This window comes from Psychrobacillus sp. FSL K6-4046, assembly GCF_038624605.1.
In the GTDB taxonomy this organism is placed as follows: domain Bacteria; phylum Bacillota; class Bacilli; order Bacillales_A; family Planococcaceae; genus Psychrobacillus.
In genome coordinates this window covers 3,717,868-3,737,628 of the sequence record NZ_CP152020.1, presented here as the reverse complement: position 1 = coordinate 3,737,628, position 19,761 = coordinate 3,717,868, and the positions used below count along the sequence as shown (strand labels likewise).

Here is a 19,761-nt window from a genome sequence, read left to right as displayed (position 1 = left end):
AGGGAGGTAGGCTCCTTGATAGACGTTAATAATTTTGAGTATATGAAAATTGGTTTAGCTTCACCAGATAAAATTCGTTCATGGTCTTATGGAGAAGTAAAAAAACCTGAAACAATTAACTATCGTACACTAAAACCTGAAAAAGATGGGTTATTCTGTGAGCGTATTTTCGGTCCAACTAAAGACTGGGAATGTCATTGTGGTAAATACAAACGTGTTCGTTATAAAGGCGTAGTTTGTGATCGATGTGGAGTTGAGGTTACGCGTTCGAAAGTCCGTCGTGAGCGTATGGGACACATTGAATTGGCAGCTCCTGTATCACATATTTGGTATTTCAAAGGTATTCCAAGCCGTATGGGTCTGATTTTGGATATGTCTCCAAGATCACTTGAGGAAGTCATTTATTTTGCTTCTTACGTAGTAATCGAACCAGCGGATACACCTCTTGAAAAGAAACAATTACTTTCTGAAAAAGAATACCGTGCATACCGAGATAAGTTTGGCAGCAAATTCCAAGCAGCTATGGGTGCAGAGGCTATTAAGCGTCTATTATCAGAAATAGATCTAGAAAGTGAAACTGAACACCTAAAAGAAGAGTTGAAAACAGCTCAAGGTCAACGTCGTACACGTGCGATTAAACGTTTAGAAGTAGTTGAATCATTCCGTAACTCAGGGAATAAGCCAGATTGGATGATCTTAGATGTTCTTCCGGTAATTCCACCAGAATTACGTCCGATGGTTCAATTAGATGGTGGACGCTTTGCTACATCTGATTTAAATGATCTATACCGTCGTGTAATCAACCGTAATAACCGCTTAAAACGTTTATTGGACTTAGGTGCTCCAAGCATCATCGTTCAAAATGAAAAGCGTATGCTACAAGAAGCAGTAGATGCATTGATTGATAATGGTCGTCGTGGCCGTCCGGTAACAGGACCAGGTAACCGTCCATTAAAATCACTTTCTCACATGCTTAAAGGGAAACAAGGTCGTTTCCGTCAAAACTTACTTGGTAAACGTGTAGACTATTCTGGTCGTTCGGTTATCGTAGTAGGACCAAACTTAAAAATGTACCAATGTGGTCTTCCAAAAGAGATGGCAATCGAGTTATTTAAACCGTTTGTTATGAAAGAGCTAGTGGAACGCGGCTTGGCACATAATATTAAGAGTGCAAAACGTAAAATCGAGCGCATGCATCCAGAGGTTTGGGATGTACTAGAAGATGTAATCAAGGAGCATCCGGTTTTATTAAACCGCGCACCTACTCTTCACCGTCTAGGTATCCAGGCATTTGAACCAACATTAGTAGAAGGCCGTGCAATTCGTCTTCACCCTCTAGTATGTACAGCATATAACGCTGACTTTGATGGTGACCAAATGGCTGTTCACGTTCCTTTATCAGCAGAAGCACAAGCGGAAGCTCGTCTATTAATGCTTGCAGCACAAAACATTTTGAACCCTAAAGATGGTAAACCAGTTGTTACACCTTCTCAAGATATGGTATTAGGTAACTATTACTTAACACTAGAGCGTAAAGGTGCAATGGGTGAAGGTTCTACATTCTACGGTCCAGAAGAAGTGTTAATCGCTTATAACACTGGTCATGTACATTTGCATACTCGTATTGCAATTGCTGCATCATCATTAAAAAATCCGACGTTTACGGAAGAACAAAACAAGATGTTGTTATTAACTACTGTAGGTAAAGTTATTTTTAACGAAATACTTCCTGAAACGTTCCCGTACATTAACGAACCAACGGATTATAATTTACAAATTGAAACACCTGAAAAATATTTCATCTCTACTATAACAGATGTGAAAAAACATATTGAATCTATGGAACTTGTTCAACCATTCAAGAAGAAAATTTTAGGTAATATCATCGCTGAAGTATTTACACGTTTCCATATTACAGAAACTTCTAAAATGCTTGACCGTATGAAAGCACTTGGATTTAAGTATTCCACTAAGGCTGGTATAACTATTGGTATCTCTGATATCGTCGTACTTCCAGACAAAGGTGAGATTCTTGAAGAAGCACAAGGAAAAGTAGATAAAGTATTGAAACAGTTCCGTCGTGGTCTAATAACAGAAGAAGAGCGTTATGCAAGCGTTATTGGACATTGGAGTAGAGCAAAAGAAGTTATTCAAGAAAAACTAATGAAATCATTAGATAATATGAACCCGATCTTCATGATGAGTGACTCTGGTGCCCGTGGTAACGCGTCCAACTTTACTCAACTTGCAGGTATGCGTGGTCTGATGGCCAATCCGGCTGGTCGAATTATCGAACTTCCGATCAAGTCATCGTTCCGTGAAGGTTTAACAGTACTTGAATACTTCATCTCTACACATGGTGCACGTAAAGGTCTTGCCGATACAGCACTTAAAACAGCCGATTCAGGTTACCTGACTCGTCGTCTTGTTGATGTAGCGCAAGATGTAATCGTACGTGAGGATGACTGTGGTACTGACCGTGGCTTACTAATAGGTTCTCTTATGGAAGGAACGGAAGTTATTGAAGAGTTTGGCGAACGTATTGTTGGTCGTCATACGAAGAAAACAATTTTCCATCCTGAAAAAGGGCATGTTATTTTAGAAAGAGACGGCTTAATTACTAATGAAATCGCGCGTTTGATTGAAGATGCTGGAATTACTCAATTAACTATCCGCTCAGCATTTACTTGTAATACGAAACATGGTGTATGTAAAAAATGTTACGGCTTAAACTTAGCTACAGGTGACAAGGTAGAAGTAGGGGAAGCGGTAGGTATTATCGCTGCTCAATCTATCGGGGAACCAGGTACTCAGTTAACAATGCGTACATTCCATACAGGTGGGGTTGCCGGTGATGATATCACACAAGGTCTTCCACGTATTCAAGAGATCTTCGAAGCTCGTAATCCAAAAGGGCAAGCGGTTATTTCAGAGATTACAGGTACGGTTACTGAAATCGATGAAATTAGAGAAGGACAAAAAGAAATTACAATTCAAGGTAATGTAGAGACTCGTAAATACTTAGCGCCATACAATGCTCGTCTAAAAGTTCAAGTAAATGACGTAATCCATCGTGGCCAAGTACTAACAGAAGGTTCTATTGATCCTAAGGAATTGTTAAAAGTAAAAGATGTTTCAACTGTTCAAGAGTACTTGTTAAAAGAAGTACAAAAAGTTTATCGTATGCAAGGGGTAGAAATTGGTGATAAGCATATCGAAGTAATGGTTCGCCAAATGCTTCGTAAAGTGCGCGTAATTGAAGCGGGAGAAACTGACTTGCTTCCTGGCTCACTATTAGATATTCATCAATTTGCTGAAGCGAACAAAGAAGCGGTACTTCAAGGTAAGATTCCTGCAACTTGTCGCCCAGTTATCCTTGGTATTACAAAAGCATCTCTTGAAACAGAATCATTCTTATCAGCAGCATCTTTCCAAGAAACAACTCGTGTCTTAACAGATGCAGCTATTAAAGGAAAACGTGATGAGTTACTTGGATTGAAAGAAAACGTTATTATTGGTAAACTAGTTCCGGCTGGTACTGGTATGCAACGTTACCGTCAAATCCAAATAACTAAAAACGAATCAGATGCACAAAAAGAAGCAGTAAGCGCAGAATAACTTTATATTAGGGAGAGTTAATAATAATTCTCCCTAATATTTTCTTGTTAAGTGTTGACACTTTTTGCAGGGAATGATAATATATTTAAGGTTGATAGTTATCGGACTTGTAGCTTTGGAGGATATGTAAATGTCTTATGAAAAAGTAAAACAAGCAGACAAAACGATCATAGGTACAAAGCAAGCAGTAAAAGCAATGAAAAAAGGGCTTGTCAAAGAAGTATATATTGCACTTGATGTAGAATTGAGAATCATTGAACTAGCACGTCAGGCAGCAAACGATAATGATGTCCCAATTACCTATGTCGAGTCTAAAATAGACCTTGGTAGAGCCTGTGGTTTGCGTTTAGGCGCTTCCGTTGTGGCTATTACTGTGTAACAGTTTTTGTGTTTAGCACAAAGACTTTGTTTTTACCCAAAAAATGAACCACCTGGATGTGTGGTATTAAAAGAACAAATGAAGGGAGGAATAATCGATGCCTACAATTAACCAATTGGTACGTAAGCCTCGTAAATCCAACATCACGAAATCAAAGTCTCCAGCATTAGGAAAAGGCTACAATAGCTTTAAAAAATCAGCTACAGATCTTAATTCGCCACAAAAGCGTGGGGTTTGTACTCGTGTTGGGACAATGACGCCGAAAAAACCAAACTCAGCACTTCGTAAATATGCGCGTGTACGTTTAACTAATACGTTAGAGGTAACTGCTTATATTCCAGGAGAAGGACACAACCTACAAGAACATAGTGTTGTACTTATCCGCGGAGGACGTGTAAAAGATTTACCAGGGGTACGTTACCATATCGTACGTGGTGCTCTTGACACAGCTGGTGTTACTGGTCGTATGCAAAGCCGTTCTCTATACGGTGCAAAACGCCCTAAAGTTAAAAAATAATCTATTCAATAAATTGACATTCGTCGAAAGGAGGAAAACACATGCCTCGTAAAGGTCCTGTTTCCAAACGTGACGTGTTACCAGATCCAATTTATAATTCGAAACTAGTAACTCGTTTAATTAATAAAATGATGATTGACGGTAAAAGAGGTACTTCTCAAAAAATTCTATACGGTGCGTTTGATCTTGTTAAAGAACGTTCTGGTAAAGATGCTTTAGAAGTATTCGAAGCTGCATTAACAAACATTATGCCAGTTCTTGAAGTTCGTGCTCGTCGTGTTGGTGGTGCTAACTACCAAGTACCGGTTGAAGTACGTCCTGACCGTCGTTATACTTTAGGTCTTCGCTACCTAGTAAACTATTCACGTCTTCGTGGAGAAAAAACTATGGAAGAGCGTTTAGCTAATGAAATTCTTGATGCATCTAACAACACTGGTGCTTCAGTTAAGAAACGTGAAGATATGCATAAAATGGCTGAAGCTAACAAAGCATTTGCTCACTATCGTTGGTAAGATTCTAATACAATCATACTCTAATCCGAAATTGGAAGGAGAAATACAATATGGCTAGAGAGTTCTCCTTAGACAAAACACGTAATATCGGTATCATGGCTCACATCGATGCTGGTAAAACGACTACTACGGAGCGTATTCTATATTACACTGGTAAAATCCACAAAATTGGGGAAACTCATGAGGGTGCATCACAAATGGACTGGATGGAGCAAGAGCAAGAACGTGGTATCACTATCACTTCTGCTGCGACAACAGCTGCTTGGGATAATCACCGTGTAAACATTATCGATACACCTGGACACGTAGACTTCACAGTTGAAGTTGAACGTTCACTTCGTGTACTTGATGGTGCGGTTACAGTACTAGATGCTCAATCTGGTGTTGAACCACAAACTGAAACAGTATGGCGTCAAGCTACAACTTATGGCGTACCACGTATTGTTTTCGTAAACAAAATGGATAAAACAGGTGCAGACTTCCTATATTCTGTAGGAACTCTTCGTGAACGTTTACAAGCTAACGCTCATCCAATTCAGTTACCTATCGGTGCTGAAGATGAATTCAGCGGAATCATTGACCTAGTGACAATGAAAGCTACTGTATACGGAAACGACTTAGGTACTGATATCCAAGAAGTTGAAATTCCTGAAGAATATAAAGCTCAAGCTGAAGAATACCGTGAGAAATTAGTTGAAGCGGTAGCTGAGCTTGATGAAGATCTAATGGAAAAATATCTTGGTGGAGAAGAAGTTACGAACGAAGAATTAGTTGCTGGTATCCGTAAAGGTACTCTTAACGTAGAATTCTATCCAGTAGTATGTGGTACAGCATTCAAAAACAAAGGTGTTCAAAAAGTTCTTGATGCAGTAGTTGCTTACCTTCCATCACCACTTGATATCCCAGCTATGAAAGGTATCGATCCTGACAGTGAAGAAGAAGTAGAACGTCATTCTGACGATTCTGAACCATTCTCTGCGTTAGCGTTTAAAGTTATGACTGACCCTTATGTTGGTAAATTAACTTTCTTCCGCGTATATTCTGGTACTCTTCAATCTGGTTCATACGTACAAAACTCTACTAAAGGTAAGCGTGAGCGCGTAGGACGTATCCTACAAATGCATGCTAACTCTCGTGAAGAGATCTCACAAGTTTATGCTGGAGATATTGCTGCAGCAGTAGGCTTAAAAGATACAACTACTGGTGATACACTTTGTGATGAAAAAGCTCTAGTAATTCTTGAATCTATGGAATTCCCTGAGCCAGTTATCTCACTTTCTGTTGAACCGAAAACTAAAGCTGACCAAGATAAAATGGGTCAAGCACTACAAAAATTAGCTGAAGAAGATCCAACATTCCGCGTACATACTGACCAAGAAACTGGTCAAGTAATCATCGCTGGTATGGGTGAACTTCACCTTGATATTCTAGTAGACCGTATGCGTCGTGAATTCAAAGTAGAAGCTAACGTAGGTGCACCTCAAGTATCTTACCGTGAAACTTTCCGTTCATCGGCAAAAGTTGAAGGTAAATTCGTTCGCCAATCTGGTGGACGTGGTCAATTCGGACACGTTTGGATTGAATTCTCACCAAACGAAGAAGGAAAAGGCTTTGAATTTGAAAATGCTGTCGTTGGTGGTGTAGTACCACGTGAATATATTCCAGCTGTTGAAGCAGGTCTTCGTGACTCACTTAACAATGGTGTAATCGCTGGTTTCCCATTAATCGATATTAAAGCTAAATTATTCGACGGATCATACCATGATGTTGACTCGAATGAGATGGCATTTAAAATTGCAGCATCTATGGCATTGAAAAATGCTGTATCTAAAGTAAACCCAGCACTTCTTGAGCCAATCATGAAGGTAGAAGTTGTTATTCCTGAAGAATACTTAGGAGACATCATGGGTGATATCACATCTCGTCGTGGACGCGTTGAAGGTATGGATGCTCGTGGTAATGCACAGGTAGTACGTGCAATGGTTCCACTTGCTGAAATGTTTGGATATGCAACGTCATTACGTTCAAATACACAAGGTCGTGGAGTATTCTCGATGGTATTTGACCACTATGAAGATGTTCCAAAATCAATCGCTGAAGAAATTATCAAAAAACATAAAGGTGAATAATTAATTTTTCATCTTGATTCAAGCATAACTTTCTTGTAGTGTATGAATTATAGGGACTACTTGTCCCTATCTTTTATCATAAAAAAAACAAACAATTACTGAGGAGGATTTCTCTAATGGCTAAAGAAAAATTTGACCGTTCCAAAACACATGCTAACGTTGGTACAATCGGACACGTTGACCATGGTAAAACAACTTTAACTGCTGCAATCGCTACAGTTCTTTCTAAAAAAATGGGTGGAGTAGCGAAATCTTACGCTGACATCGATAACGCTCCTGAAGAAAAAGAGCGCGGAATTACAATCAACACTTCTCACGTTGAGTATGAAACTGAAACTCGTCACTACGCTCACGTAGACTGCCCAGGACATGCTGACTATGTTAAAAACATGATCACAGGTGCAGCTCAAATGGACGGCGGGATCTTAGTAGTATCTGCTGCTGATGGCCCAATGCCACAAACTCGTGAACACATTCTTTTATCTAAACAAGTAGGTGTTCCATACCTAGTTGTATTCATGAACAAATGTGACATGGTTGATGACGAAGAATTACTTGAATTAGTTGAAATGGAAGTTCGTGACCTTCTTTCTGAATACGATTTCCCAGGCGACGACATTCCAGTAATCAAAGGTTCTGCTCTTAAAGCTCTTGAAGGAGAGCCAGAATGGGAAGAAAAAATCGTTGAATTAATGGACGCTGTAGATAACTACATCCCAACTCCAGAACGTCAAACTGACAAACCATTCATGATGCCAGTTGAGGATGTATTCTCAATCACTGGTCGTGGTACAGTTGCTACAGGACGTGTTGAGCGTGGACAAGTTAAAATCGGTGACGTTGTAGACATTATCGGTATTACTGAAGAAGCAAAATCAACTACTGTAACAGGTGTTGAAATGTTCCGTAAACTTCTTGACTATGCTGAAGCTGGAGACAACATTGGTGCTCTTCTTCGTGGGGTTTCTCGTGAAGAGATCCAACGTGGTCAAGTATTAGCTAAACCAGGTTCAATTACACCACACACAGACTTCAAAGCTGAAGTTTATGTTCTTTCTAAAGAAGAGGGTGGACGTCATACTCCATTCTTCTCAAACTACCGTCCTCAGTTCTACTTCCGTACAACTGACGTAACAGGTGTTTGTAACTTACCAGAAGGCGTAGAAATGGTTATGCCTGGAGATAACATCGAAATGACTGTTTCTCTAATCTCTCCAATCGCTATCGAAGAAGGTACTAAATTCTCTATCCGTGAGGGTGGACGTACTGTAGGCGCTGGTGTAGTTGCTACTATCACTAAGTAATCTTATTTAAACTGTTAAAACCATCTCGTGACGACGAGATGGTTTTTTTTATGTGTATAATTGTGTACACTGGGATTAGGAGGTAATTATATGCGAAAAATTATGCTAATAGAAGATGATGTTTCTATATTTAATTTATTAAAGGAAAAATTTCATCTATGGTCATTTGAAGTTATAGGCCCTACTGATTTTCAACAAGTACTTCCTAGTTTTTTAGAACAGAAACCCGAGTTAGTTATGATAGATATACAACTGCCAGCATATGATGGTTTCCATTGGTGCCGAGAAATTCGAAGACATTCTAAAGTACCTATTATATTTCTTTCCTCACGAGATCACCCAATGGATATGGTCATGGCCATGCAGATGGGGGCGGATGACTTTGTTCAAAAGCCTTTCAATATGGAGGTTTTATTAGCAAAGGTTCAAGCTATTTTAAGAAGAACGTATGATTATGGAGAGGAACAGTCAGATATCGTTCATTGGAATGGTGCAATTATTGATTACTCTAGAAGTACAATTTCCAAAGAGGAACAAGAGGCTGAACTTACAAAAAATGAGTTATTTATCCTTAGAGTATTAGTCCAATCTGTAGATAAAATAGTATCGAGAGATGAACTCATGAGAAAGCTATGGGACGATGAAAAGTTTGTAAATGATAATACTCTTTCTGTAAATGTTAATAGATTGCGGTTAAAGTTAGAACAAATTGGATTAGATGAGGTTATTGTAACGAAGAAGGGATTAGGCTATCTAGCTGTTACTAAGGAGGAGCTATGAGGTTACTGTTATATTATATTAGAGAGCGAATTGCCTGGATTTTATTTTTTGGCTTTTTCCAGCTTTGGCTCAATATTCTCCTGACGGTTGACGTTGCCTTTACCAATACTTCGATTGTGTACTTGAATGGTACCAACCTACTTTTATTTTTAGTATTCTTTTTATGGCGATACTTTAGGGAAACAAAGTTTATAAAAAGTATTTTAAAGATTAATCAGGGTGACCCGACTTTCGATGAGCTTATAGCAAGACTACCAGAAGGACAATCACTTTTTGATAAAATGATTATAGAAGAGGTAGAAGTACTAATTTTAACCGGAAAACAAGAACTGAATGATTCCAATACCAGTTCTCTTGAAGAGAAGGATCAAACTCTTTCCTGGATACATGAGATGAAGACACCGCTAACCAGTATGAAACTAATGATAGACAATGTAGAAGATCCAACACTTAAGAAGCAATTAGAAGTAGAATGGCTTCGACTGCATATGCTCTTAGATCAACAGCTTCATAAAACACGACTTCCTTCAATTGAAAAGGATAATGTAATCGAGGAAGTAACTATACAAAGAGTAGTATTTCAGGAAATTAAAGAGTTGATGCCATGGTGTATACAACGAAATATAGGGTTTGAGGTTAGCGACTTGGAAAACGTCATACTAACAGATCAGAAATGGCTAGCGTTTATTCTAAGGCAGCTAATATCGAATGCAGTGAAATATAGTAATGAAAATAGTGAAATTCGAATTTTTACTTCTACAGATGATTTAGGCCACCTAATCCTTTCTATTCAAGATGAAGGAGTAGGAATCGCGCAATCGGATTTGCCAAGAATTTTTGAAAAGTCTTTTACTGGTAGGGTTGGCCGAGAGAGTGCTGCTTCAACTGGAATGGGTCTATACTTAGCAAAGAATTCCGCTGAAAAGCTAGGGATCAGGATCAACGTTGTTTCTGATATTGGTCAGGGTTCTACCTTCTCCTTACACTTTCCACTACAAAATGAGATGCAACAAATACTAGGTAGGTGACGAAAATGTCATCTACTTTCTTTGATTGTCACCTAAAACGAACGATTTTACTTAAATTAATGGGTAAAATGAAGTTAATAAAAGGTAGGAGGTAGACCATGGTAATTTTAAGAGGTCGCAAGATTAAAAAAGTATTTGGTAAAAAATCTAATACTCAGGAAGTATTAAAGGATATTGACATAGAAGTTCGAGAAGGAGAGTTTGTTGGAATTATGGGACCTTCGGGTTCAGGGAAAACAACGCTATTAAATGTCTTAGCTTCCATTGATAAAGTTACATCTGGATTAATCGAGATTAACAATAATAATCTTCAAAAAATGAAAGAACAGAAGCTTTCCAAATTTAGAAGAGAACAGTTAGGTTTTATCTTTCAGGATTATAATTTGTTGGATACACTAACAGTTAAAGAAAATATTTATCTACCATTATCTGTAGGAAAATCCTCTAAGAGCGAGGGGGAGGAAAAGATAAAGGAGATTACAACTCTGTTAGGAATTGAAGATATTCTAAACAAATATCCTAATGAGATATCTGGTGGACAAAAGCAACGAACATCGGCGGCAAGAGCACTAGTTGGTAATCCTTCAATTGTATTTGCAGACGAGCCCACTGGAGCTTTAGATTCTAAATCGGCTACGGCGTTGTTAAGTAATCTAGAAAAAATAAACAAAGAAAAGAAAGTTACGATTATGATGGTAACGCATGACTCTGTAGCTGCGAGCTTTTGTTCACGTGTTCTATTTCTAAAGGACGGTCAAATATACTCGGAGTTGTATAAAGGTGATAAGGATCGCAAGCAATTTTTCCAAGAGATCATGAATACCCAAGGTGTATTAAGTGGTGATGGCTATGACGCTTAATCAATTGGTTCTAAGAAGTATGAGGAAAAATATAAAGAGTTATTATCTTTATGTCTTTGCTTTAGTCTTCAGTGTTTCATTATATTATTCCTTTGTCACATTACAGTATAATCCCGCAATCGTTAATGAAATCGGGACTGGAAGATCAGCAGCTGCATTAGAAACAGCTTCCTATTTATTATTATTTATTGTAACTTTCTTTGTACTCTATGCTAATAAGCTTTTTATGAACAGACGGAGCAAGGAAATAGGTTTGTACCAGCTAGTCGGAATGTCCAAGAGCCTAGTGGCTAGACTAATAGCAATAGAGAACATTATTCTCTGGTTCAGTGCGATTGTCATTGGTGTATTAGTAGGTTTACTTTCCTCTAGAATATTTGTCATGATTCTCTTAAAAATAGTAGAAAAGGATGCATTTGTCGAGCTCACATTTTCTATAGAAGCACTAATGACTACTGTAGTTGTTTTCTCCATACTATTATTGATAGTTATTCTACAAACTGCAATAAGAATCAAAAGAGTAACTCTGCTAGCTCTCATTACAACTACTGCAGTCGCAGACGAGCGAGTCAAAAAGTTTAATGCCTTTCAGATGTTTTTAGGATTTATAGGGTTGATTTCTATAGGATATGGCTATTATTTATCGACGACACTATTAGATTTGGATAACTTACCATCTGCTAATGTACTGTTATTCAAAATGGTTTCTATCCTTGCTTTAACGATTGGCGGAACCTATTTTGTATTTCGATTCTCGGTAGCATTAATCTTAAATTTTGTAAGAAAAAGTAAAAAAGGTTTACTGTCTATTCAAGATGTATTGTCTTTATCCACAATCATGCACCGAATGAAGGCTAATGCCATGTCTCTGACTACTATTACAGTATTGTCAGCGACTACGCTAGCAATATTAACATTAACCTATATCTCTTACTATTCCACGGATTCAGTAGCAAAAGAGGCAGTACCTTATGATTATATAATGTATGAGGATACTGGCTTCGAATTGGTCGAGGAATTTGATAAAGAAGGTATTCAATATACCAGGTATGATATAGATTTACTAGAGGTTCCAGCAGATGTTCGCCCATTATTAGTCAAGGAGTCTGCATTAAATAAAAATTTATCCACCGAGCTAGGCATACAAGTTGTAAGCCTTAAGGCGATTCAAAATAAGCTTCCTAATATTCAATTACAAGAAGGGGAAGGCTATATACTGGGTTACGATAGTTTGAGTGCAGAAAACATAAGAATAGAATCACAAAAACCTATCCAGTTCAATACTTCTACAGGTAAAGAGGAAATATTTATTAAAGAAGCGATAGAAGATCGGTTAGTACCGGATTATCATAATTATGGTTTATTTACAGTTGTAGTGTCCGATTCTTTTTTTCAAAAGCTACTTAATGACCCTCTTACTGTGAATCAAAAAATAGTTGGTATGGATTTGAAGGAAGAAAATCAATTAATAAAGGCGCAAGAAGTATTTGAAGCAAATAAAGTGTCAGTGGAAATACCTATTCCAGGTAATGACCGAGCAACAAACACAGTCAGTGTAGAATCTCAGGAAGATTATCGTATAAAGATGTTAGACTCACTTGGAATGACTATTTTTATAAGTGGATTTTTAGGCTTAGCGTTTTTAATAGCTACGGGTAGTATTCTGTACTTCAAGCAAATGTCTGAGGCGGATGAAGAGAAAGGTACCTATAAAGTTTTACGAAAAATGGGCTTCACTACTAATGAAATTATGAGTGGGATCCGACGTAAGCAGCTGTTCAACTTCGGCTTTCCATTAATCATAGGGTTAGCACACAGTTATTTTGCAGTAAAATCGGGGTGGATTTTATTTGGCACCGAGTTGGTAGCTCCACTATTGATCACGATGGGTATATATATTGTTCTATACTCCATCTTTGCAATTCTTTCTGCAGGGTACTATCGAAAAGTAGTCAAAGCTGCTTTATAAAAAAAAAGCTTGATTTCCAATTGGAAGTCAGGCTTTTTTTTATATAGAAGCTAGTGGGCCACTGTAAAATGCTTGGATGTTAACTATTGGCATAGTTTATTCTATTGACAATATGGAAAAAAGAATATAAACTTCTATCATATTAGCAATCTAGTGTGTGAAAGTGAGTGTGTAAAATGAATGCAGTACTAATTGCAGTTGCAGTTATGTTAGTTCTGAGTCTACTTCGTATAAATGTAGTATTCTCATTGATTATAGGTGCATTGGTAGGAGGCCTCACAGCAGGCTTATCGGTCGCAGAAACGATAAAAGCGTTTACGGGTGGATTAGGTGCTGGAGCTACAATAGCGCTTAGCTACGGGCTTTTAGGAGGCTTTGCGGTGGCTATCTCCAAGACAGGAATACCAGAGCTATTAGTAGCGGCTATTCTTAAGCTTGTAAGAAGAGAAGGGGATTCCCAGAAGACTGGTCTAGCTAAGACATTAATATTCTTGTTATTACTGATGATGGCTATATTCTCGCAAAATTTAATACCAATCCATATCGCGTTTATCCCATTATTAGTTCCGCCAATTTTGAAAGTATTAAATATGCTTCAGATTGACCGTAGATTGATTGCAACTATTTTAGCGTTTGGATTGATTACACCATACATGTTGTTGCCATATGGTTTCGGTGCAATCTACCAAGAGATCGTAGCTACTCAGATGGGGTTATCTGGTCTGGCAATCAATTTAGATGATATTCCTGGGGCAATGGTAATACCAGCGCTAGGAATGGTGGCAGGACTAGTTATAGCGTTTGTATTATATAGAAAGCCAAGACAATACAAACAACAGGAAGTTGAAGTAGAGAAATTACAATTGAACGTTAAGAAGAGTAGTGTATTTTTCACTATTATTTCATTGATTGCTGCCTTGTATGTTCAGATTGAAACAGACTCAATGATAGCTGGGGCTTTAGCGGGTATTACTGTACTGTATATCACAGGAGCTTTAAAATGGAAGGAAGCGGACCTACTATTAACTGAAGGTATGAGAATGATGGCTTTTGTAGGTTTTGTTATGATTACAGCAAATGGGTTTGCTTCTGTGATCAATGCAACTGGTGATGTAGAAAATTTAGTAGAAGCTTCAGCGAAGTTGCTTGCAGGTAACGTCAGCTTAGCCGTACTCATTATGTTAGTCATTGGGTTAATCGTAACAATGGGCATAGGATCTTCATTTGCAACTATTCCTATCATTGCAGCTATTTTTGTTCCTCTAGGATTAGAGTTAGGATTAAGTACTATGGCAATTATAGCCCTGATAGGAACAGCTGGCGCATTAGGAGATGCAGGTTCTCCAGCATCTGATTCAACACTGGGTCCGACCGCGGGATTAAGTGTAGACGGTCAGCACAATCATATTTGGGATACTTGTGTGCCTACGTTCATTTGCTACAATATCCCGCTAATCATTTTTGGTTGGTTTGGAATTGTATATATACTATAGAAGAGAGAGCTCCTAAGTGAGCTCTTTTTCTTTTGGATAGAAGAAGGTAATCTGTCTCTTGCATGGATGACACTTGTGGAACAAGGGATAAAGGAATTTCTACCATTCATTTCATTTGTATTTTTAGTAATAATTTTATATACTAGAAAACGGCTAAAAAATGTATTGTTTAAATGAATATATATAAAGTTGAAGCATATAAAAAGAATTTGAGAAAAAGACTTGCATATTCTATTTTTATTGGATATAATGTTGAATGTTGGTCTTTGACTGCGATGAAACGAGAGGTTACCGACACACCCGGCCGCTTTGCCATGGCGAGTGTACGGAAAATTTTCGTGGAGAATGTCTAGAAAATAGGCGAAAAGGAGGGAAAATAATGGCAAAACAAAAAATTCGTATTCGTTTAAAAGCGTATGATCACAGAATCCTGGATCAATCTGCTGAGAAAATTGTAGAAACTGCTAAACGTTCAGGTGCAAGTGTATCGGGTCCGATTCCACTTCCGACTGAAAGATCTGTGTATACGATTCTTCGTGCTGTTCATAAGTATAAAGATTCTCGTGAGCAATTCGAAATGCGTACGCATAAACGTCTTATCGATATCGTTAACCCAACACCACAAACTGTTGATGCGTTAATGAAGCTTGACTTACCATCTGGCGTTGATATAGAAATCAAACTTTAATGGTAAAAGATAAAAAACAACAAATTATTATAGGAGGTGTGACGGATGACCAAAGGAATCTTAGGTAGAAAAATCGGTATGACGCAAGTATTTGCTGAGAACGGTGACTTAATCCCTGTAACAGTTATTGAAGCTACTCCAAACGTAGTACTTCAAAAGAAAACTGCTGAGACAGACGGATACGAAGCAATTCAGTTAGGTTTTGAAGATAAGCGCGAAAAGCTTTCTAACAAACCAGCTAAAGGACACGTAGCCAAAGCTAGCACCGCTCCTAAGCGCTTCATCCGCGAATTCCGCGGCTTGGATACAGCTAATTACGAGGTTGGTCAAGAAGTCAACGTAGAAAGTTTTGCAGAAGGCGATGTAATTGATGTAACAGGTATTACTAAAGGTAAAGGTTTCCAAGGTGTTATTAAACGCCACGGACAATCTCGTGGACCAATGGCCCATGGATCTCGTTACCACCGTCGTCCAGGTTCAATGGGGCCAGTTGCTCCGAACCGTGTATTCAAACAAAAGAAATTACCTGGTCAAATGGGTGGGCACACAGTAACAATCCAAAACTTACAAATCGTAAGAGTGGATACTGAACGTAACCTACTATTAGTAAAAGGTAATGTTCCTGGTTCTCGTAAATCACTAGTAGTTGTTAAGGCTGCTATTAAATCGAAATAATTCTCTGAAGAAAGGAGGAAACAGGAATGACAAAGGTGTCTTTATTCAATCAAGCAGGATCTTCTGTTGGTGAAATCGAGTTAAACGATAAAGTTTTCGGAATTGAACCAAACGAATCTGTGCTATTTGAAGCTATCATTTCTCAACGTGCTTCACTACGTCAAGGTAATCATAAAGTGAAAAATCGTTCTGAAGTAGCTGGTGGTGGTCGTAAACCATGGAAGCAAAAAGGAACAGGTCGTGCTCGTCAAGGTTCGATCCGCTCTCCACAATGGCGTGGTGGTGGTACTGTATTCGGTCCAGTTCCACGTAGCTATAGCTATAAATTACCTAAGAAAGTACGTCGTCTAGCTCTTCTTTCAGCTCTTTCATCTAAAGTGCGTGAAGAAAGCATCGTAGTACTTGAAGGTTTAGCATTTGATGCTCCAAAAACAAAAGAATTCGTGAAAGTGTTAACTAACCTTTCAATCAATAAAAAAGCGTTAGTAGTAACTGCTGATTTAGATGAAAACGTAGCATTAGCTGCTCGTAACATCCCTGGAATCACAGTTGTGTCTGCAACAGGCATTAACGTTTTAGATTTAGTTGGTCACGATAAATTAGTGATGACTAAAGCTGCAGTAGAAAAAGTAGAGGAGGTGCTTGGATAATGGAAGCACGTGATATTATTAAACGTCCGGTCATTACCGAGCGTTCTTCTGAAGTAATGGCAGATAAAAAGTACACTTTCGAAGTGGACACTCGCGCTAACAAAACTCAAGTTAAATATGCAGTAGAAGAAATCTTTGGAGTAGATGTTGAGAAAGTTAACATCATGAACTACAAAGGTAAATTCAAACGCGTAGGTAAATTTGGTGGTTATACTAACAAACGTCGTAAAGCGATTGTTACATTAACTCAAGACAGCAAAGAAATCGAGTTATTCGAAATTTAATCCTTATATAAGGAATTAATAATCAAGAAGGAGGGAATAAAATGGCGATTAGAAAGTATAAACCAACGACAAACGGACGTCGTAACATGACTTCACTTGATTACGCTGAAATCACAACGAACAAGCCTGAGAAATCACTACTTGCTCCTGTAAAGCGTAAAGGCGGCCGTAACAATCAAGGTAAAATTACTGTTCGTCATCATGGTGGTGGACACAAACGCCAATACCGCGTAATTGATTTCAAACGAAACAAAGACGGTATTCCAGCACGTGTTGCTACTATTGAATATGATCCAAACCGTTCTGCAAACATCGCATTAGTAAATTATGCTGATGGGGAAAAACGCTATATCCTAGCTCCTAAAGGCTTAGAAGTGGGAATGACAATCGTGTCAGGACCAGAAGCTGATATTAAAGCAGGTAATGCACTTCCATTGCAAAACATCCCAATGGGTACTACTATCCATAATATCGAAATGAAACCTGGTAAAGGTGGTCAGTTAGTTCGTTCTGCTGGTACATCTGCTCAATTACTAGGTAAAGAAGGTAAGTACGTTATCGTACGTTTACAGTCTGGTGAAGTACGTTTAATCCTAGGAGTTTGCCGCGCTACTATCGGTGAAGTAGGAAACGAACAACACGAACTTGTAAACATCGGTAAAGCAGGTCGTAATCGTTGGTTAGGTAAACGCCCAACTGTACGTGGATCTGTAATGAACCCGAACGACCATCCACATGGTGGTGGTGAAGGACGTACTCCAATCGGACGTAAGTCTCCAATGTCTCCATGGGGTAAACCAACTCTTGGATACAAAACTCGTAGCAAGAAAAACAAATCCGACAAACTTATCATTCGTCGTCGTAAAAAATAAAGTGGTTTTACTACGGTTCAAAGAACGAGCCGTGGTGCAATCACGGAGGGAGGTTTCAGCATGGGTCGTAGCTTGAAAAAAGGACCTTTCGCAGACGATCATTTATTGAAAAAGGTCGATGCACAAAAGGATTCTGAGAAAAAACAAGTGATTAAGACTTGGTCTCGCCGTTCAACAATTTTCCCAACTTTTATCGGGTTAACTATCGCTGTATATGACGGACGTAAACATGTTCCTGTATACGTGACTGAGGATATGGTAGGTCATAAACTAGGCGAGTTTGCACCAACACGCGCTTATAAAAGTCATGGTGCAGATGATAAGAAAACAAGACGCTAATTTGAGAGGAGGTCATTCAAATGTCACAAGCAAAAGCTATTGCTAAAACAGTGCGCATTGCTCCTCGTAAGGTAAGATTAGTCGTTGATTTAATCAGAGGTAAGCAAGTTGGCGAGGCAGTTGCAATTTTACAACTTACACCAAAAGCAGCATCACCTGTTGTTGAGAAAGTTTTAAAATCTGCTATTGCGAACGCAGAGCACAATTATGATTTAGATATTAACAACCTAGTTGTTTCTGAAGTATTTGTTGATGAAGGTCCAACACTAAAACGTTTCCGTCCACGTGCGATGGGTCGTGCAAGTGCTATCAACAAACGTACAAGCCACATCACGGTAGTGGTATCTGAGAAGAAGGAGGGATAATTCGTGGGTCAAAAAGTTCATCCAATAGGATTGCGAGTTGGGATCATTCGTGACTGGGAGTCAAGATGGTACGCTGGCAAAGACTATGCAAACTTACTTCATGAAGATTTAAAAATTCGTAAGTACATTGAAACTCGTTTAAAAGATGCTTCTGTTTCTACAGTAGAAATCGAGCGTGCTGCTAAACGTGTAAACATTACAATTCACACTGCGAAACCAGGAATGGTAATCGGTAAAGGTGGTACTGAAGTCGAAGCACTTCGTAAACACTTAAACGATATCACTGGCAAGCGTGTACACATCAACATCGTAGAAATTAAAAGAGCTGACCTTGATGCTAAATTAGTAGCAGAAAGTATCGCACGTCAATTAGAAGGCCGCGTATCTTTCCGTCGTGCTCAAAAACAAGCAATTCAACGCACAATGCGTTCTGGCGCTAAAGGTATTAAAACTCAAGTATCTGGACGCTTAGGCGGAGCAGACATCGCGCGTGCTGAACATTACAGCGAAGGAACTGTACCACTTCATACACTACGTGCAGATATTGATTATGCACATGCTGAAGCTGACACAACTTATGGTAAGTTAGGCGTTAAAGTATGGATCTATCGTGGTGAAGTCCTTCCAGTTAAGAAGAACTCTGAGGAAGGAGGCAAATAATATGTTAATGCCTAAACGCGTTAAATATCGTCGCGAACACCGTGGGAAAATGCGTGGTGAAGCAAAAGGCGGTAAAGAAATAGCTTTCGGTGAATTTGGTTTACAAGCAACTGAAGCTAGCTGGATTACAAGTCGTCAAATTGAATCAGCTCGTATTGCTATGACACGTTACATGAAACGTGGCGGTAAAGTATGGATTAAAATATTCCCGCATAAACCTTATACGAAAAAGCCTCTTGAGGTTCGTATGGGATCCGGTAAAGGTGCTCCTGAAGGTTGGGTAGCAGTCGTTAAACCAGGGAAAATTATGTTTGAAATTGCTGGCGTATCTGAAGAGGTAGCTCGCGAAGCATTGCGCTTAGCGTCTCATAAGCTTCCTATTAAGTGTAAAATAGTTAAACGTCAAGAAATTGGTGGTGAATCTAATGAAAGCTAATGACATCCGTGAACTTACTACTGCAGAAATAGAACAAAAGGTAAAATCACTGAAAGAAGAGCTTTTCAACCTTCGCTTCCAATTGGCGACTGGTCAATTAGAAAACACAGCTCGCATTCGTGAAGTTCGTAAAGCGATTGCACGTATGAAAACTGTAATTCGCGAAAGAGAAATCAGTGCAAACAACTGATAAAGGAGGTTTT

21 protein-coding genes are annotated in these 19,761 nt (G+C 38.7%); all 21 read left to right on the top strand.

Features of this window, described 5'->3' with window-relative positions; translation table 11 throughout:
* Positions 1-15: 15 nt before the first annotated feature.
* The 21 genes from rpoC to rpmC all read left to right on the top strand — a co-directional run bounded on the left by rpoC (position 16) and on the right by rpmC (position 19,748).
* Entirely contained in the window at positions 16-3,618 is a 3,603-nt protein-coding gene (rpoC, locus tag MKY09_RS18475) for a DNA-directed RNA polymerase subunit beta' (protein ID WP_342567284.1), read from the top strand.
* 130 nt (positions 3,619-3,748) lie between these two features.
* On the top strand, positions 3,749-3,997 hold the full coding sequence (locus tag MKY09_RS18470) for a ribosomal L7Ae/L30e/S12e/Gadd45 family protein (protein ID WP_340881372.1): 249 nt from the start codon (positions 3,749-3,751) through the stop codon (positions 3,995-3,997).
* 97 nt (positions 3,998-4,094) lie between these two features.
* A complete protein-coding gene (gene rpsL / locus MKY09_RS18465; protein WP_169359373.1) occupies positions 4,095-4,514 on the top strand; it encodes a 30S ribosomal protein S12 in 420 nt (139 codons plus the stop codon).
* 41 nt (positions 4,515-4,555) lie between these two features.
* The gene (gene rpsG, locus MKY09_RS18460) at positions 4,556-5,026 is read left to right on the top strand and encodes a 30S ribosomal protein S7 (RefSeq protein WP_169359372.1); all 471 of its coding nucleotides are present in this window, start codon (positions 4,556-4,558) and stop codon (positions 5,024-5,026) included.
* Between the two features lie 50 nt (positions 5,027-5,076).
* Positions 5,077-7,155 carry an elongation factor G gene (fusA, locus tag MKY09_RS18455; protein WP_342567283.1) on the top strand — a complete coding sequence of 693 codons (2,079 nt, stop codon included), beginning with the start codon at positions 5,077-5,079 and terminating at the stop codon, positions 7,153-7,155.
* Positions 7,156-7,271: 116 nt separating this feature from the next.
* Positions 7,272-8,459 carry an elongation factor Tu gene (gene tuf, locus MKY09_RS18450; protein WP_298472467.1) on the top strand — a complete coding sequence of 396 codons (1,188 nt, stop codon included), beginning with the start codon at positions 7,272-7,274 and terminating at the stop codon, positions 8,457-8,459.
* A 90-nt stretch (positions 8,460-8,549) separates the two neighbouring features.
* On the top strand, positions 8,550-9,239 hold the full coding sequence (locus MKY09_RS18445) for a response regulator transcription factor (RefSeq protein WP_169359369.1): 690 nt from the start codon (positions 8,550-8,552) through the stop codon (positions 9,237-9,239).
* On the top strand, positions 9,236-10,267 hold the full coding sequence (locus tag MKY09_RS18440; protein ID WP_169359368.1) for a sensor histidine kinase: 1,032 nt from the start codon (positions 9,236-9,238) through the stop codon (positions 10,265-10,267). Before MKY09_RS18445 ends, MKY09_RS18440 begins: the two co-directional genes overlap by 4 nt.
* A gap of 98 nt (positions 10,268-10,365) precedes the next feature.
* The gene (locus MKY09_RS18435; RefSeq protein ID WP_298472470.1) at positions 10,366-11,127 is read left to right on the top strand and encodes an ABC transporter ATP-binding protein; all 762 of its coding nucleotides are present in this window, start codon (positions 10,366-10,368) and stop codon (positions 11,125-11,127) included.
* Positions 11,117-13,096, top strand: a complete 1,980-nt coding sequence (locus MKY09_RS18430) for an ABC transporter permease (RefSeq protein ID WP_342567282.1) — start codon at positions 11,117-11,119, stop codon at positions 13,094-13,096. Before MKY09_RS18435 ends, MKY09_RS18430 begins: the two co-directional genes overlap by 11 nt.
* Positions 13,097-13,272: 176 nt before the next feature.
* Positions 13,273-14,589, top strand: a complete 1,317-nt coding sequence (locus tag MKY09_RS18425) for a Na+/H+ antiporter family protein (RefSeq protein WP_298472476.1) — start codon at positions 13,273-13,275, stop codon at positions 14,587-14,589.
* Between the two features lie 379 nt (positions 14,590-14,968).
* Entirely contained in the window at positions 14,969-15,277 is a 309-nt protein-coding gene (gene rpsJ, locus MKY09_RS18420; protein WP_042478628.1) for a 30S ribosomal protein S10, read from the top strand.
* 45 nt (positions 15,278-15,322) lie between these two features.
* Positions 15,323-15,952 carry a 50S ribosomal protein L3 gene (gene rplC / locus MKY09_RS18415; RefSeq protein ID WP_342567281.1) on the top strand — a complete coding sequence of 210 codons (630 nt, stop codon included), beginning with the start codon at positions 15,323-15,325 and terminating at the stop codon, positions 15,950-15,952.
* A gap of 26 nt (positions 15,953-15,978) precedes the next feature.
* Positions 15,979-16,602, top strand: a complete 624-nt coding sequence (rplD, locus tag MKY09_RS18410) for a 50S ribosomal protein L4 (RefSeq protein WP_169359364.1) — start codon at positions 15,979-15,981, stop codon at positions 16,600-16,602.
* Positions 16,602-16,886, top strand: coding sequence for a 50S ribosomal protein L23 (gene rplW / locus MKY09_RS18405; RefSeq protein ID WP_144512677.1), 285 nt, complete (start codon positions 16,602-16,604; stop codon positions 16,884-16,886). The genes rplD and rplW overlap by 1 nt, the downstream gene beginning before the upstream one ends.
* Before the next feature lie 41 nt (positions 16,887-16,927).
* Positions 16,928-17,758, top strand: coding sequence for a 50S ribosomal protein L2 (gene rplB / locus MKY09_RS18400; RefSeq protein ID WP_169359362.1), 831 nt, complete (start codon positions 16,928-16,930; stop codon positions 17,756-17,758).
* A 60-nt stretch (positions 17,759-17,818) separates the two neighbouring features.
* Positions 17,819-18,097: a 30S ribosomal protein S19 gene (rpsS, locus tag MKY09_RS18395; protein ID WP_090567829.1), complete on the top strand. Its 279-nt coding sequence runs from the start codon at positions 17,819-17,821 to the stop codon at positions 18,095-18,097.
* Positions 18,098-18,117: 20 nt separating this feature from the next.
* Complete coding sequence (gene rplV / locus MKY09_RS18390) at positions 18,118-18,462, top strand: 50S ribosomal protein L22 (RefSeq protein ID WP_144540983.1); 345 nt, start codon at positions 18,118-18,120, stop codon at positions 18,460-18,462.
* 3 nt (positions 18,463-18,465) lie between these two features.
* The gene (gene rpsC / locus MKY09_RS18385) at positions 18,466-19,122 is read left to right on the top strand and encodes a 30S ribosomal protein S3 (RefSeq protein ID WP_169359361.1); all 657 of its coding nucleotides are present in this window, start codon (positions 18,466-18,468) and stop codon (positions 19,120-19,122) included.
* A gap of 1 nt (position 19,123) precedes the next feature.
* Positions 19,124-19,558, top strand: a complete 435-nt coding sequence (gene rplP / locus MKY09_RS18380; protein WP_144540987.1) for a 50S ribosomal protein L16 — start codon at positions 19,124-19,126, stop codon at positions 19,556-19,558.
* A complete protein-coding gene (gene rpmC, locus MKY09_RS18375) occupies positions 19,548-19,748 on the top strand; it encodes a 50S ribosomal protein L29 (RefSeq protein WP_053591325.1) in 201 nt (66 codons plus the stop codon). The genes rplP and rpmC overlap by 11 nt, the downstream gene beginning before the upstream one ends.
* Positions 19,749-19,761 lie beyond the last annotated feature (13 nt).

Coding starts and splice junctions, on each gene's coding strand:
- MKY09_RS18470 (WP_340881372.1), top strand. CDS start 3,749: ATGTCTTATGAAAAAGTAAAACAAGCAGACAAAACGATCATAGGTACA.
- rpsL (WP_169359373.1), top strand. CDS start 4,095: ATGCCTACAATTAACCAATTGGTACGTAAGCCTCGTAAATCCAACATC.
- rpsG (WP_169359372.1), top strand. CDS start 4,556: ATGCCTCGTAAAGGTCCTGTTTCCAAACGTGACGTGTTACCAGATCCA.
- fusA (WP_342567283.1), top strand. CDS start 5,077: ATGGCTAGAGAGTTCTCCTTAGACAAAACACGTAATATCGGTATCATG.
- tuf (WP_298472467.1), top strand. CDS start 7,272: ATGGCTAAAGAAAAATTTGACCGTTCCAAAACACATGCTAACGTTGGT.
- MKY09_RS18445 (WP_169359369.1), top strand. CDS start 8,550: ATGCGAAAAATTATGCTAATAGAAGATGATGTTTCTATATTTAATTTA.
- MKY09_RS18440 (WP_169359368.1), top strand. CDS start 9,236: ATGAGGTTACTGTTATATTATATTAGAGAGCGAATTGCCTGGATTTTA.
- MKY09_RS18435 (WP_298472470.1), top strand. CDS start 10,366: ATGGTAATTTTAAGAGGTCGCAAGATTAAAAAAGTATTTGGTAAAAAA.
- MKY09_RS18430 (WP_342567282.1), top strand. CDS start 11,117: ATGACGCTTAATCAATTGGTTCTAAGAAGTATGAGGAAAAATATAAAG.
- MKY09_RS18425 (WP_298472476.1), top strand. CDS start 13,273: ATGAATGCAGTACTAATTGCAGTTGCAGTTATGTTAGTTCTGAGTCTA.
- rpsJ (WP_042478628.1), top strand. CDS start 14,969: ATGGCAAAACAAAAAATTCGTATTCGTTTAAAAGCGTATGATCACAGA.
- rplC (WP_342567281.1), top strand. CDS start 15,323: ATGACCAAAGGAATCTTAGGTAGAAAAATCGGTATGACGCAAGTATTT.
- rplD (WP_169359364.1), top strand. CDS start 15,979: ATGACAAAGGTGTCTTTATTCAATCAAGCAGGATCTTCTGTTGGTGAA.
- rplW (WP_144512677.1), top strand. CDS start 16,602: ATGGAAGCACGTGATATTATTAAACGTCCGGTCATTACCGAGCGTTCT.
- rplB (WP_169359362.1), top strand. CDS start 16,928: ATGGCGATTAGAAAGTATAAACCAACGACAAACGGACGTCGTAACATG.
- rpsS (WP_090567829.1), top strand. CDS start 17,819: ATGGGTCGTAGCTTGAAAAAAGGACCTTTCGCAGACGATCATTTATTG.
- rplV (WP_144540983.1), top strand. CDS start 18,118: ATGTCACAAGCAAAAGCTATTGCTAAAACAGTGCGCATTGCTCCTCGT.
- rplP (WP_144540987.1), top strand. CDS start 19,124: ATGTTAATGCCTAAACGCGTTAAATATCGTCGCGAACACCGTGGGAAA.
- rpmC (WP_053591325.1), top strand. CDS start 19,548: ATGAAAGCTAATGACATCCGTGAACTTACTACTGCAGAAATAGAACAA.